The sequence below is a fragment of the Streptomyces sp. NBC_00285 genome, assembly GCF_036174265.1.
Taxonomy (GTDB): Bacteria; Actinomycetota; Actinomycetes; order Streptomycetales; family Streptomycetaceae; genus Streptomyces.
Genome location: NZ_CP108055.1, coordinates 7,051,495 through 7,065,113, shown reverse-complemented (window position 1 = coordinate 7,065,113; position 13,619 = coordinate 7,051,495). Strand labels below are relative to the sequence as shown.

Below are 13,619 nucleotides of genomic sequence, written 5' to 3'. Positions count from 1 at the left end.
CACCGCAGACAGCTTCAGAGCCCCCGCCCAGGCATCGATGCCGGGCGGGGGCTCTGCGCATGTCAGAGCCAGGTCGCAGCATGTGCGAGGCCTGCGGTGCACTCAGTTCGCCTGGATCACCTGGGTCACCCCGTTGATGATCTGCTGCACGGCGATCGCGGAGAGCATCATGCCGGCGAGCCTGGTCACCAGTACCACGCCACCGTCCTTGATGACCCTGATGATCAGCAGCGAGTACCGCATCACCAGCCACAGCACGACATGGATGGCGAGGATGGCCGTCCACACCGACACCTGCGAGGCGAGGCCGTCCGCCTTCTGCACCGCGAGAATCACCGAGACGATCGCACCGGGACCGGCCAGCAGCGGCATGCCCAGCGGTACGAGCGCCACGTTGACGTCCTTGGTCTGCTTCGGCTCGTCCGTCTTGCCGGTGAGCAGGTCGAGCGCGATCAGCAGGAGCAGCAGCCCGCCCGCGATCATCAGTGCGGGCACGGAGACATGCAGGTAGTCGAGGATCTGGTGGCCCAGGAGCCCGAACACGGTGATGACACCGCCCGCCACACAGACGGCCTGGAAGGCCATCCGCTTCTGCACCTTGCCGGGCCGGCCGGCGGTCAGCGCGAGGAAGATCGGGGTGATCCCGGGGGGATCCATGATCACGAACAGGGTGAGGAAGAGCGAGCCGAAGACGGCGACGTCGAACATGGGGAGCCTTGCGGGAAGAGGGAGTGGACGGGAAGCGGGCGCGAGGCTCAGATTCCGCCGGTCCCCGGGACGGGAAACGCGCCCGTCGCCCGGCGGGTGATCTCCCCGTACACCTCGGGATCCGTCGTGTACTCACCGAGGGCGACCGTCTTACGGCTGCCGTGGTAGTCGCTGGACCCGGTGGTCAGCAGCCCCAGCTCCGCGGCGAGCCCGCGCAGCCGTACGCGCGTCTCCTCGTCGTGGTCCATGTGGTCGACCTCGATGCCGTCGAGCCCGGCGGCGGCCATCTCGGCGATCACGGACTCCGGGACGGTGTGGCCGCGCTTGCTCGCGCCCGGGTGGGCGAACACGGTGACCCCGCCGGCGCCCTTGACCAGGCGGATCGCCTCGAAGGGGTCGGTCTCGTGCTTCTCCATGTGGGCCCGGCCGCCGTCGGCCAGCCAGTCGGTGGTGAACGCGTCGTCGACGCTCGGCACGACGCCCAGTTCGACGAGCGCGGTGGCGACGTGCGGCCGCCCGACGGACCCGTCTCCGGCGATCCGCGCCACCTGTTCCCAGGTGACCGGAACGCCCAGCTCCTGGAGCCGGGCGACCATCCCGCGGGCCCGGGGCACCCGGTCGTCCCGCACCAGTTCCCGCTCGGCGAGCAACGCCGGCTCCTCGGGATCGAAGAGGTAGGCCAGCATGTGCATGGACACCCCGCCGACACGGCAGGACAGCTCGGCCCCGGTGATCAGCGTCAGCCCCTCGGGCAGCGCGGCCAGAGCCTCGCTGTGCCCGCGGGTCGTGTCGTGGTCGGTGAGGGCCACGACGTCCAGCCCGGCAGCAGCGGCGTTCCGCACCAGCTCGGAAGGCGTGTCGGTCCCGTCGGAGGCGGTGGAGTGGGTGTGCAGATCGACACGCACGCGGACTCCAGACACTGACGGAACAGAAGGGAACGCCCAAGGATAACCGGCGTTTCAACCACTCCGGTCACACCCGAACCCTGCGAGCGCCCCCTACTCAGGGGCGCTGGACCGCATCCGCCGGCGGCCGCACCGGGGGCGCGACCGGCCTCGACGAACCCGCGGTGGCCCGGCATCCGAGAGCCCCACGCCGTAGGCGCTACGGCTTCAGCAGGCGCGGCGACAACGCCCCGCAGGGCACCAGCTCCACCTCGGCCCCGGCGTCCCGCAGATCCGTCAGCACCAGCTCGTCATACATCAGCAGCCCGGACTGCTCGGGCCACACCACGGCCCAGAGCCACAGTCCGAGGGCCTCCCCGGCGAACACGGCCCGGTCGTCCGGCGCTCCCGCGACATGCCACAACGGCGTCGGCCGCCCCGCGGCCAGCACCTTCGCCTGCGGCGGCTTCTCGACGCTCATGTACGGCCCGGGATCCGGCCCGTCGATCCCCGCATAGCGCGCCCCGAGGCCGACCCCGAGTTCCTCGGCGACCAGAATCAGCTCGCCGACGCCCCCGAGCGGGCCGGGTCCCGTGCAGGCCACAGCCGTCGCGCGACCGCCACTGCGGTCGTCACCCGCACAGACCACGCCCGTGAACAGCCAGCCGACCGGCAGCGGCCACGGCATCCACACCGGCACCTGGGTGCGGTGCACCACGACCCCGAGGGCCTCGACGCTCGGCGGGATCGCGGGCTGCAGCGGATGCACCGTCCCGTGCACATCGCACTGCCAGGAATCGGCGAAGAGTCCGGGAGCCCTGACCCGGCCACCACACTTCGGGCAACTGGGTTCGCCCCTCATAGGGCCCCACGGTCCTACCCTCGCACCGCCACGTCAAGGACGATCACCCGTCCGGAGGGAAGCGGTTCACTCCCGGCCCCGGCGGGCCTCACCGGGCACAACTAGATGTAGCTTGCATTTATTAGCTGCTCTAACTTACTATGTGCATATACCAACTATCTCGTGAGGGAGTGGAGGAAGACCATGGATTCCTTTGATGCGGGAGCCGGCGGCATCCTGCGCCAGCCGAAGGCCGTGTGGGCGACGGCAGGTGCTTCCGTCGTCGCCTTCATGGGCATCGGACTCGTGGACCCGATCCTGCCGTCGATCGCCAAGGGCCTGGACGCCACGGCCAGCCAGGTCTCCCTGCTGTTCACCTCGTACTTCCTGATCACCGCGATCGCGATGCTGGTCACCGGCTTCGTCTCCAGCCGCATCGGCGGCAAGAAGACCCTGCTGGTCGGACTCGCCGTCGTCGTGCTCTTCGCAGGCCTCGCGGGCACCTCGGACTCGGTCGCCGAACTGGTCGGCTTCCGCGCCGGCTGGGGTCTCGGCAACGCCCTCTTCGTGTCCACCGCCCTCGCCGTCATCGTCGGCGCCGCGGCCGGCGGCAGCGCGGCGGCGATCCTGCTGTACGAGTCCGCCCTCGGCCTCGGCATGGCGTGCGGCCCGCTCCTGGGCGCCCTGCTCGGTGACGCCAGCTGGCGCTACCCGTTCTTCGGCACGGCGTTCCTGATGGCGATCGGCTTCCTGTGCATCACGGTGTTCCTGAAGGAGCAGCCGAAGCCGGCCCGCAAGACGTCACTGCTGGACCCGATCAAGGCGCTCGGCCACGGCGGCCTGGCCTCGGCCGCGGCCTCGTCGTTCTTCTACAACTACACGTTCTTCACCGTGCTGGCCTTCACCCCGTTCGTGCTGGACATGACCCCGTACAAGTCGGGTGCCGTGTTCTTCGCCTGGGGTGTCCTGCTCGCCGTCTTCTCGGTGTTCGCGGCCCCGCGCCTGCAGGAGCGGTTCGGGTCGCTGAAGGTGCTCGGCGGCTCGCTGGTGCTGCTCGCGGCCGACGTGCTCGTCCTCGGTTACGGCAACCACACCACGGCCATCGTCTGCACGATCCTGTCCGGCGCCTTCATCGGCGTGAACAACACGGTGTACACGGAGCTGGCGCTCGGCGTCTCGGACGCCCCGCGGCCCGTGGCGAGCGCCGGCTACAACTTCGTGCGCTGGTTCGCCGCCGCGGCGGCGCCCTTCTTCGCGCCGAAGATCGAGGAGTGGAGCAACATCCACATCCCGTTCGTGGTGGCCGCGGTGACCGCGGTACTGGGCGCGCTCGTGGTCGTCGTACGGCGCAAGGCCCTCACTCACGAGGCGGAGGAGCTGGAGCCGCGGCACGCGGTCGAGGACAGTGTCGCCGTCTTCGCCAACTGACGCCTTCCGACCAGCGGTTGGTGAGCTTGCTCACCAGGCCCTCACTCCAGCGGGACGGACTTCCGGGACGGATCCCGGAGGTCCGTCCCGTTCGTCAGCCAGCGCTCCTGAAGGGCCTGGGCGCCGTGCACCCGCTTCCAGGCGGCCTCGTTGGGTGTCATGGGCAGCAGTGGCAGGAAACGGACCGGGTCGAGGGGGTCGTCGAGCTCCAGGTCCTCGACCAGCCCGCCCGGCTCCGCGACCAGGACCGAGGTGAACGGGGCGCCGGTCCACAGCGGTTCACCTACGTCGAGCGAGGCGCCCGGGGCCACGATCACACCCTCGACCTGCGGGGACGCGGCGAGGACGGCGAGCGGGCGGAGCACCTTGTCGGTGTCGGCGCGTCCTGCCCGTACGGAGATGACCAGTTCGGCACGTGGTCCCTGCACCGGGTCGGCGAGCATCGAGGCCGGGTCGCCCATCGGCTGGGCGGACATACCGAGCGTGGCGTAGCGGACGACGTCCCCGTCGGTGAAGCGGAGCACCTCGACGCGATCCGTGCCCAGGAAGGTGACCGCCGCGCGCGCGTCCGGCTCGCCCAGCGCGCCGCGCAACCGGGCCTCGACCAGAGGAAGAACATCAGCCATGCGGCGAGCATAGAACTCGTCACCACCGGGCAAAGCAGCGCCTTGACACTTCGGCCTGCTGGTACTCTGGCCCGGTCGTCGGGGCAGCACGCTGAAGCATCGCGCATCGAGTCCCGACGCCGAGTGAGACTCCCTTACGGGAATGGATCGTCCCTCACGAGGGACCGGCCGGAGGAGGTGGGGCTGTCATGGATCGAAGTCGACCTGGTAGTACCACTCGTTCTTCCGGCCGCTGATGCAGCCTCTGTGACGTTCGGCAACCGCCGCCTCTCACGTTCGCGTCTTCGTGCGGAAGAGCACTTCGTTTCTTTTTGCCTGATCTGTCTGATCTGAAGCAGTAGCTGCAGCAGTACCTGAATCAGTGACGAAGTTCGCCACCGCGATGGTGCGGTGCTCCCCGCTTTGCGGACGTGCCAAACACACGAATTTGCGGACGTCCCCATTCCGGGTAGTTCCACCCGTCGCAGGTGCCCTTTGTTGCCCGTCACGAAGGAGCCTGCCATGTCGATGATCCGTGACCTGCGTGCCGCAGTACGCCCGTCGCGTCCCTCGCTGCGCAAGGACACCGGCGCGTACGACGCGACGCGCGACCCCTCGACGCCCTCCGCCGTCGTCGACTGCGCGGTCTACCGCGACGGCCGGCGTGTGGTCACCCCGGCCCCGCTGAGCCCGCACGAGGCGATGCGCCAGGTGCGCCGTGACGGCGGGTTCGTGTGGATCGGACTGCACGAGCCGAGCGAGGCCGAATTCTCCGGTATCGCGGGCGAGTTCGGACTCCACCCGCTCGCCGTCGAGGACGCCGTCCAGGCCCACCAGCGGCCCAAGCTGGAGCGCTACGACGACTCCCTGTTCACCGTCTTCAAGACCATCCACTACGTCGAGCACGACGAACTCACCGCCAACAGCGAGATCGTCGAGACCGGCGAGGTCATGTGCTTCACCGGCCGGGACTTCTTCATCACCGTCCGGCACGGCGGCCAGGGTTCGCTGAGGGCGCTCAGGCACCGGCTCCAGGACGACCCCGAGCTGCTGGCCAGGGGCCCCTCGGCGGTGCTGCACTCGATCGCCGACCATGTCGTCGACGGCTATGTCGCGGTCGCCGACGCGGTGCAGGACGACATCGACGAGGTGGAGACCGAGGTGTTCACGCCGGGACGCGGCGGCAAGGTCTCGCGCGGTGTCGACTCGGCTCGGATCTACCAGCTCAAGCGTGAGGTGCTGGAGTTCAAGCGGGCCGTCGCGCCGCTGCTGCGCCCCATGCAGCTGCTCAGCGAGCGGCCCATGCGGCTCGTGGACCCCGACATCCAGAAGTACTTCCGGGACGTCGCCGACCACCTCGCCCGCGTCCAGGAGCAGGTCCTCGGCTTCGACGAACTGCTCAACTCCATCCTCCAGGCCAACCTCGCGCAGGCGTCCGTCGCGCAGAACGAGGACATGCGGAAGATCACGTCCTGGGCCGCGATCGTCGCCGTACCGACGATGGTGTGCGGTGTCTACGGCATGAACTTCGACTACATGCCCGAGACCCACTGGAAGCTCGGCTACCCCGTGATCATGGCGATCACCGGGGTCATCTGCCTGGGCATCCACCGCACGCTCAAGCGCAACGGCTGGCTCTAGAGTGGGCGCCATGACAAGCGAGCTGCTGGACCGGGCCCTCGTCGAGGAGGCCACGAAGAAGTCCGGCCTCGTCTGGGTCAAGGGGCCCGGGAGCCCGGCCCGCGCCCTGTGGCACGTCTGGCACGAGGGCGCTGCCTGCCTGGTCGGCGACGGGCCCGGCGAGCAGCCGTTCCCGGGACTGACCGACGCGGGCCCGGCCGAGGTGACCGTCCGCAGCAAGGACAAGGGAGGCCGGCTGGTCTCCTGGGCGGCGAGGGTCGTGGAACTCGCTCCCGGCTCCGAGGCGTGGCAGGCGGCCGTCGCCGAGCTCAAGGGGAAACGGCTCAACGCCCCCGACGGCGAGGCGATGACGGACCGCTGGTCCCGCGAGTGCCGGGTGCTTCGCCTGGAGCCGACCGGGGTCACGGCACCGCTGCCCGACGGTGACCTGGCCGAACCGCCGCTGCCGACACCGGCGACCACGCGTGAGCCGGTCCCCGCAAGTCTTCCGCGCCTCCTGGTGAAGCGCCGCAAACGCGGCTAGGACGTCGGCAGTTGCTTGCCGTAGTCCACCGTCTCGTCCTTCTTGGGCTCGGTCAGGGCGAAGTTCTTGCCCCAGGCCGAGAAGGTCAGCGTGCCCGCGCCGCCCGCCCTTACCAGGCGCAGGGGGTACGGCTGACCCTCCAGCGAGACGTCCAGCGTGCCGCCGTCGCCCTCGTCACCGGTGATTCGGATCGTGCGGGTACCCGCCTGCTCGTGATGACCGTCGGTGCCCAGGGTGCCGTGAAGGGTCAAAAGCCCGTCGAGGAGAACGTCCTTGTCCGTGAAACCGCTGAACTTCTTGTACGCCGGGTCGCCCGACGGCACCTTCACGTACTTGCCGTCGAGCTTGTCCGCCGTCCCCGCCGAGGCCACCCCGTCGCCCTTGCCGTCCGCCTGGGTCCAGAAGTCCGCGTCGGCCTTCAGATACAGCTGCTCGCCCGTCCGCAGCAACTGGAAGGTCGCCCCCTCCGCGGTGACCGACCCGGAGCCGCCGTCGGAATTCAGGCGCATGTCGAGTTTGTATGTGCGCCCGCTGGTGACCACGTTCCCCGAGACCCGCAGCGCGTCGGCGGACCCGGCGGCCGCACGCGTCCTGGAGCGGATCTGGTCGGCCGACAGTTTGCCGACCCCGTTGGTGCCCGCGTCGGGGTCCTCGCTGCAGCCCGTCAGCCCCGTTCCCGTCACGACCAGGGCGCACATCGCGCTCACCAGTACGGCACTGCGGGTACGGCCCTGGGCAATCGCGGTCACAGGTGGGGCTGCCTTTCTGACGAGGGTCCTTCAGCGGCGTACGGCAGCGTACCGGGGCCCGGGACCCCTGACGGAGCCAGCCCGTCCGAAGCGCTCACCAGGGCGTATCCGATCGGTACGGGCTAGCCTGAAGCCCTCCCGAGCGGGCAATCCGGACAACGACCGACGAACGAAACACCCTGTACGCAAAGGAAGCACAGCCATGGCAGCGGGAGCCCCCCGGATCTTCGTCTCGCACCTCGCCGGCGTCGCCGTCTTCGAACCCAACGGCGACCAGGTCGGCCGCGTACGCGACCTGGTCGTCGTGCTGCGCGTCGGGCGCCGGCCCCCGCGCGTGCTCGGCCTCGTCGTCGAACTGTCCACCCGGCGCCGCATCTTCCTGCCCATGACCCGGGTGACAAGCATCGAGTCCGGCCAGGTCATCAGCACCGGCGTGCTCAACGTCCGCCGCTTCGAGCAACGGCCCACCGAGCGCCTGGTCTTCGGGGAGCTCCTGGACCGGCGGGTCACGCTCGTGGAGACCGACGAAGAGGTCACCGTCCTGGACGTGGCGGTGCAGCAACTGCCGGCCCGCCGTGACTGGGAGATCCACCGCGTCTTCGTCCGCAAGGGCGGCAAGGGCGGGGCGTTCCGGCGCAAGGGCGAGGCGCTGACCGTCGAGTGGTCCGCGGTGACCGGCTTCACCCTGGAGGAGCACGGACAGGGCGCCGAGAGCCTCCTGGCCACCTTCGAGCAGTTGCGCGCCGCCGACCTCGCCAACGTCCTGCACCACCTCTCCCCCAAGCGCCGCGCGGAGGTGGCCGCCGCCCTCGACGACGACCGCCTGGCCGACGTACTGGAGGAGCTCCCCGAGGACGACCAGATCGAGATCCTCGGCAAGCTGAAGGCGGATCGCGCCGCCGACGTCCTGGAGGCCATGGACCCGGACGACGCGGCCGACCTGCTCGCCGAACTGCCCACCGAGGAGCAGGAACGGCTGCTGAGCCTGATGCAGCCCGGCGACGCGGCCGACATGCGGCGCCTGCTGGCCTACGAGGAGCACACGGCGGGCGGTCTGATGACGACGGAACCGATCGTCCTGCGGCCGGACGCCACCGTCGCCGAGGCGCTCGCCCGCGTCCGCAACGCCGACCTCTCCCCGGCCCTCGCCGCCCAGGTGTACGTGTGCCGCCCGCCCGACGAGACCCCGACCGGGAAGTACCTCGGCACGGTCCATTTCCAGCGCCTGCTGCGCGATCCGCCGTACACCCTGGTCAGCTCACTCGTCGACGACGACCTGCAGGCCCTGGACCCGGACGCGACCCTGCCGGTCGTCGCCGGGTTCTTCGCGACGTACGACATGGTCGCGGCACCCGTGGTCGACGAGGCGGGGTCGCTCCTCGGCGCGGTGACGGTGGACGACGTGCTGGACCACATGCTGCCGGAGGACTGGCGGGAGACGGAGTTCCATCTGGACGAGGACGCCGACGACGACACCGACCGCGCCGACGAGGACGTCCGGGGGGTGACCTCCCGTGACGCCTGAGCGCGACACCACAGGCCGCGAGCGCACCCCGGCCGGAGCCACCGCCGCCACCCGTCCCCGCGCCCGCCTCGACCAGCCGCGCGCGCCGCGCCGCAGGCTGCTGCCCGAGTACGACCCGGAGGCGTTCGGACGGCTGTCGGAGCGCATCGCGCGGTTCCTCGGCACCGGGCGGTTCATCGTCTGGATGACGGTCGTCATCATCGTGTGGGTGCTGTGGAACATCTTCGCGCCCGGCGATCTGCGCTTCGACCACTACCCGTTCATCTTCCTCACGCTGATGCTGTCCCTCCAGGCCTCCTACGCCGCCCCGCTGATCCTGCTCGCGCAGAACCGGCAGGACGACCGGGACCGGGTCAACCTCGAACAGGACCGCAAGCAGAACGAGCGGTCGATCGCGGACACCGAGTACCTGACCCGGGAGATCGCCGCGCTCCGGATCGGTCTCGGCGAGGTGGCGACCCGCGACTGGATCCGCTCGGAGCTCCAGGACATGGTGAAGGAGCTGGAGGCACGGCAGCACGACGGGCATGCCGCATTCCCGGCAGAACGGTCGGATCGACCGTCGGGACGTGACGTAGAAGACCGTTGAGAGCCGTACAGGGGTCGGTGCGCAGCCCCGTACCATCGTCGGTATGGCTAGCGAAGACGCGGTGCGCGAGGCATTGGCGACGGTGAACGACCCCGAGATCAACCGGCCCATCACGGAACTCGGGATGGTCAAGTCCGTCGACATCGGCGCGGACGGAGCGGTCGCGGTCGCCGTCTACCTGACGGTCTCCGGCTGTCCCATGCGCGAGACGATCACGCAGCGTGTGACCGACGCGGTCTCGGCCGTCGAGGGCGTCACCCGCGTCGATGTCACGCTGGACGTGATGAGCGACGAGCAGCGCAAGGAACTGGCGACCGCGCTGCGCGGTGGCCAGACCGAGCGCGAGGTCCCCTTCGCCAAGCCGGGCTCGCTCACACGCGTGTACGCGGTCGCCTCCGGCAAGGGCGGTGTCGGCAAGTCGTCGGTCACGGTCAACCTGGCTGCGTCGATGGCGGCCGACGGCCTCAAGGTGGGCGTGGTCGACGCCGACATCTACGGCCACTCGGTGCCGCGCATGCTGGGCGCCTACGGCAGTCCGACCCAGGTCGAGAACATGATCATGCCGCCGTCGGCACACGGCGTGAAGGTCATCTCGATCGGCATGTTCACCCCGGGCAACGCGCCGGTGGTGTGGCGCGGCCCGATGCTCCACCGTGCCCTCCAGCAGTTCCTGGCGGACGTGTACTGGGGCGACCTGGACGTGCTGCTCCTGGACCTGCCCCCGGGCACGGGCGACATCGCGATCTCGGTGGCCCAGCTGGTCCCGAACGCGGAGATCCTGGTGGTGACGACCCCGCAGCAGGCAGCCGCGGAGGTCGCCGAGCGCGCGGGCTCGATCGCCGTCCAGACCCACCAGAAGATCGTCGGCGTCGTCGAGAACATGGCCGGCCTGCCCTGCCCGCACTGCGGCGAGATGGTCGACGTCTTCGGCACGGGCGGCGGCCAGTCGGTGGCGGACGGCCTGACCCGCACGACGGGCGCGACGGTCCCGGTCCTCGGCTCCATCCCCATCGACGTCCGCCTCCGCGAGGGCGGCGACGAGGGCAAGCCGGTCGTCCTGACCGACCCCGACTCCCCGGCGGGCGCGGCCCTGCGGGGCATCGCGGGGAAGCTGGGGGGCCGGCAGCGGGGGCTTTCGGGGCTGTCTCTGGGCATCACGCCGAGGAACAAGTTCTGAGCCTGAGACGCATCTGACAAGAGGCATTCCACGGGCCGGGTAGGGTCCGTGGAATGCCGAGAGTCAAAGTCAGCGTCATAGTTCCCGTCTACAACACCGGGAAGTACGTCGACGAGTGTGCCCCGTCGCTGCTCGGGCAGAGTCTGCCCGCCGACGAGTACGAAATCGTCTACGTCGACGACGGGTCGACCGACGACACGCTGGCCCGGCTTCAGAAGATCGCCGCCGCCCATCCGAACGTCCAGGTGCACACCCAGCCGAACTCCGGCTGGCCGGGCGCGCCCCGCAATCTCGGCATGCGGCACGCGAAGGGCGAGTACATCCAGTTCGTCGACCACGACGACATGCTCGGGCCCGAGGCCCTGGAGCGGCTGTACGCGCACGCGAAGCGGAACGACGCCGACGTCGTACTCGGCAAGATGTCCAGCACGATGGTGCGGCCCCGGCGGCTGTTCCGGCACACCGTGGACGCCTGCACGATCGAGAACGACGAGCTCATGCAGAGCATGTCGCCGCACAAGATGTTCCGGCGGGCCTTCGTCGAGGAGCACGGGCTGCGGTTCCCCGAGGGCCCGTGGATCCTGGAGGATCTGGCCTTCGTCAGCGCCGCCTATCTGAAGGCCGAGCGGATCTCGGTCCTCGCCGACTATCCCTGCTACTACTGGATGAAGCGGGACGACGGCGGCAACAACACCCAGCACCGCTTCAATCCGCGCCACGGCTTCTGGTCCAACTGCCGCACGATCGCCCAGCAGATCAAGGACGGCACGTCCCCGTCCGACGACGTCGACGCACTCCAGAACCGCCTGCTGCACCGCATCTACCACGTCGAGCTTCTCTCCCGCGCCCGTGAGCCCGAGATCCTCCGCGAGGACCCCGCCGAACAGCGGGAGCGGTTCGAGGCGGCCCGGCGGCTCGCCCTGGAGGAGTTCCCGGCCGCCGTGCGCGAAGGTCTGCCCGCCGTTTCCCGCCTGCGCGCCGAACTCCTCGAACGCGGTGACTTCGACGGGGCCGTAGCCCTCGCCGAGCGCGTCCGCGAGGTCAAGGCCCGCAGCACGGTCGGCGGACTGCGCTGGCAGGACGGCCGGCTCGTCGCCGACGTCACGCTGGACCTGCTGCGCGGGGACGGCGAGCCGCTGGTCCTCGTCGAGCGGGACGGGAAGCGGTGGCTGGACCCGGAGCTGGTGGCCGGGGTGCCGGGCGCGGAGGACGGCTGGGAGGTTCGCGATCCGTTCCGGCTGGCGTACGCCGAGGTCGTGGTCAAGGACCGGGACCGTGAGGACTGGTGGTACCCGGAGGGCGACCTGGAGGTGCGCCTTGAGCCCAGCGGGGAGGGCCGGTCACGGCTCGTCGCGTCCGGGCGGCTGCTCCTCGACCCCGAACAGCTCGCGGGCGGGCGGCCGTTGGAGCGCGGGGTGCACGACGTGTGGGCGTTCGTCCAGCTGTTGGGCGTCGACCGGATGGTCCGCCTGACCGGTGACGGCACCCCGGGTGCCCCGGCCGCGGGCCCGGCGCTGACCGGTGGGCGGCTCGCGCTGCCGTACTGGACGGGGAGCGGTCAGCTCGCGCTCGACGTGGACCAGCGTCAGCGAAGGCTCGGTTCCGACACGGCCGGTGCCGCCGCCACGAACACCGCGCGCGGTGAGCGGTCGCTCCCGCTGCCGTACCTGGCGGCAGTGCCCTCCGGCACTCCGGCCCGTGTCAAGGTCACCGTGTCCGCCCTGACGGTGAACGCCGAGCTGGTCCCCGGCGAGGACGGAACGACGGCGGCCCTGCGGCTTCCCGCCCGCCTCGACCTCCCGGCCGGGCGCCACCCCGTCAGCCTGCCGAAGTCGGACGCCCCGGTCGCCCACGCCGTCGTCCGCGACGGCGCCCTGCTGCGGCTGGAGGGCCCGGCCCACGAGAACGGCACCGGGCGCCGGCTCCTCGACGCGGTCGCCGACAACCGCCAGGTCCGGCGGGTACGGCGGCGGCTGGGCCGATAGCACGGACCGCCAGGCGGGGCACCGCACGAGCCTGCGGTGCCTTTGCCGGTCCTAGGCGTACGCCGAGATGTCCTTGATCATCGCGAACCCGAGACCGTACGCGCTCATGCCCCGCCCGTACGCCCCCACGTGCACCCCCTCCTGCGTGGAACCCGCGAGCACCCAGCCGAACTCCGACTCCCGGTAGTGGAAGGGCGTGGGCACCCCGTCCACCGGCAGGGAGAGCGTCGACCAGTCGGAGCCGTCGAGGTCGTCCGCCAGCACCCAGGCCGTCTCGGTCTGCTGGTCCAGCCAGTCGTCGCGCAGCGAGTGGTCCATCTGACCGGGCCAGGTGAACGACAGCAGCCCCACCCCGGCCAGCCAGGCGGCCGAGGAGACGGACGTGGCCTCCAGCAGCCCCGTGCCGTCGGCGCTTCTTCGGGACGGGTTCGCGGCGACGGTCACGACGACCGCGAACTTCTCCTTCGGCTCCCCGGTGGAACCCGCCTCGTTCTTCACGGACGGCTCGTCACCGTGTCCGATCGACCCGTGCTCGACGGCCCCGTCCGCCGACGTGCCGACCTGCATCAGCCAGCGCGGCCCCGTGAACGCCTCGTCGAGGCCGTACCAGGGGAAGGGCGCCTGAAGGTAGCCGTCGACCGTGCGCCGGGCGGAGGGAACCTGCCGGCCGCCCTCCGCGGCCGGCGCCTGCGCGACTGCCTCACTCGTCGTCTCCATGTGCTGGACGCCTCCCACTAGCTCTCGTCGGACCGGACCGCCCCCTTCGGGTGGCGTCGCTCGCTCACGTACGGCCCGCACAACAACTCGGCAGCATAGCCACACCGCTCCGAGCTGCCGGGAAACCGCCGGGCGCGCGGGGCGTGCGGGGGACGCGTTCAGGCCGTAAAGGGGGTGGGAGGAATATGAAACGCGTCACGTACGACATCGCGTAGGACATCACGCACGACGTCGGTCACCTCGGCAC

Annotated in this window: 13 protein-coding genes; 7 read left to right on the top strand and 6 right to left on the bottom strand. The window is 70.4% G+C overall.

Going from position 1 to position 13,619, the window contains the following annotated elements:
* Nucleotides 1-102: 102 nt before the first annotated feature.
* The 3 genes from OHT57_RS32805 to OHT57_RS32795 form a co-directional block, all read right to left on the bottom strand.
* A complete protein-coding gene (locus OHT57_RS32805; protein ID WP_328750335.1) occupies nucleotides 103-708 on the bottom strand; it encodes a MarC family protein in 606 nt (201 codons plus the stop codon).
* A 47-nt stretch (nucleotides 709-755) separates the two neighbouring features.
* A complete protein-coding gene (locus tag OHT57_RS32800; RefSeq protein WP_328750334.1) occupies nucleotides 756-1,613 on the bottom strand; it encodes a PHP domain-containing protein in 858 nt (285 codons plus the stop codon).
* 199 nt (nucleotides 1,614-1,812) lie between these two features.
* Nucleotides 1,813-2,454, bottom strand: a complete 642-nt coding sequence (locus OHT57_RS32795) for a DUF6758 family protein (protein ID WP_328750333.1) — start codon at nucleotides 2,452-2,454, stop codon at nucleotides 1,813-1,815.
* A 183-nt stretch (nucleotides 2,455-2,637) separates the two neighbouring features.
* Here OHT57_RS32795 and OHT57_RS32790 point away from each other — a divergent pair, with 183 nt between their 5' ends.
* A complete protein-coding gene (locus tag OHT57_RS32790; RefSeq protein WP_328750331.1) occupies nucleotides 2,638-3,861 on the top strand; it encodes an MFS transporter in 1,224 nt (407 codons plus the stop codon).
* A 41-nt stretch (nucleotides 3,862-3,902) separates the two neighbouring features.
* Here OHT57_RS32790 and OHT57_RS32785 read toward each other — a convergent pair whose 3' ends face one another.
* On the bottom strand, nucleotides 3,903-4,487 hold the full coding sequence (locus OHT57_RS32785) for a suppressor of fused domain protein (protein WP_328750330.1): 585 nt from the start codon (nucleotides 4,485-4,487) through the stop codon (nucleotides 3,903-3,905).
* A 501-nt stretch (nucleotides 4,488-4,988) separates the two neighbouring features.
* On the opposite strand from OHT57_RS32785, the gene OHT57_RS32780 reads away from it, so the two are divergent.
* Together OHT57_RS32780 and OHT57_RS32775 are read left to right on the top strand one after the other, a co-directional pair.
* On the top strand, nucleotides 4,989-6,107 hold the full coding sequence (locus tag OHT57_RS32780) for a magnesium and cobalt transport protein CorA (RefSeq protein ID WP_328750329.1): 1,119 nt from the start codon (nucleotides 4,989-4,991) through the stop codon (nucleotides 6,105-6,107).
* 10 nt (nucleotides 6,108-6,117) lie between these two features.
* Nucleotides 6,118-6,630 (top strand): hypothetical protein, encoded by a 513-nt coding sequence (locus tag OHT57_RS32775; protein WP_328750328.1) that lies wholly within the window; start codon nucleotides 6,118-6,120, stop codon nucleotides 6,628-6,630.
* Here OHT57_RS32775 and OHT57_RS32770 read toward each other — a convergent pair.
* A complete protein-coding gene (locus OHT57_RS32770) occupies nucleotides 6,627-7,379 on the bottom strand; it encodes a hypothetical protein (RefSeq protein ID WP_328750327.1) in 753 nt (250 codons plus the stop codon). The genes OHT57_RS32775 and OHT57_RS32770 overlap by 4 nt on opposite strands.
* 202 nt (nucleotides 7,380-7,581) lie before the next feature.
* Between OHT57_RS32770 and OHT57_RS32765 the strand changes: the two genes are divergently transcribed.
* The 4 genes from OHT57_RS32765 to OHT57_RS32750 are packed head-to-tail and all read left to right on the top strand — an operon-like array spanning nucleotide 7,582 to nucleotide 12,655.
* Nucleotides 7,582-8,904 carry a magnesium transporter MgtE N-terminal domain-containing protein gene (locus OHT57_RS32765; RefSeq protein ID WP_328750326.1) on the top strand — a complete coding sequence of 441 codons (1,323 nt, stop codon included), beginning with the start codon at nucleotides 7,582-7,584 and terminating at the stop codon, nucleotides 8,902-8,904.
* Nucleotides 8,894-9,493, top strand: coding sequence for a DUF1003 domain-containing protein (locus OHT57_RS32760; protein ID WP_328750325.1), 600 nt, complete (start codon nucleotides 8,894-8,896; stop codon nucleotides 9,491-9,493). Before OHT57_RS32765 ends, OHT57_RS32760 begins: the two co-directional genes overlap by 11 nt.
* 43 nt (nucleotides 9,494-9,536) lie before the next feature.
* Nucleotides 9,537-10,670: an Mrp/NBP35 family ATP-binding protein gene (locus tag OHT57_RS32755; RefSeq protein WP_328750324.1), complete on the top strand. Its 1,134-nt coding sequence runs from the start codon at nucleotides 9,537-9,539 to the stop codon at nucleotides 10,668-10,670.
* Between the two features lie 53 nt (nucleotides 10,671-10,723).
* Nucleotides 10,724-12,655 (top strand): glycosyltransferase family 2 protein, encoded by a 1,932-nt coding sequence (locus OHT57_RS32750; protein ID WP_328750323.1) that lies wholly within the window; start codon nucleotides 10,724-10,726, stop codon nucleotides 12,653-12,655.
* 51 nt (nucleotides 12,656-12,706) lie between these two features.
* On the opposite strand, the gene OHT57_RS32745 is transcribed toward OHT57_RS32750, so the two are convergent.
* Nucleotides 12,707-13,372 (bottom strand): hypothetical protein, encoded by a 666-nt coding sequence (locus tag OHT57_RS32745; RefSeq protein ID WP_328750322.1) that lies wholly within the window; start codon nucleotides 13,370-13,372, stop codon nucleotides 12,707-12,709.
* Nucleotides 13,373-13,619: the final 247 nt, after the last annotated feature.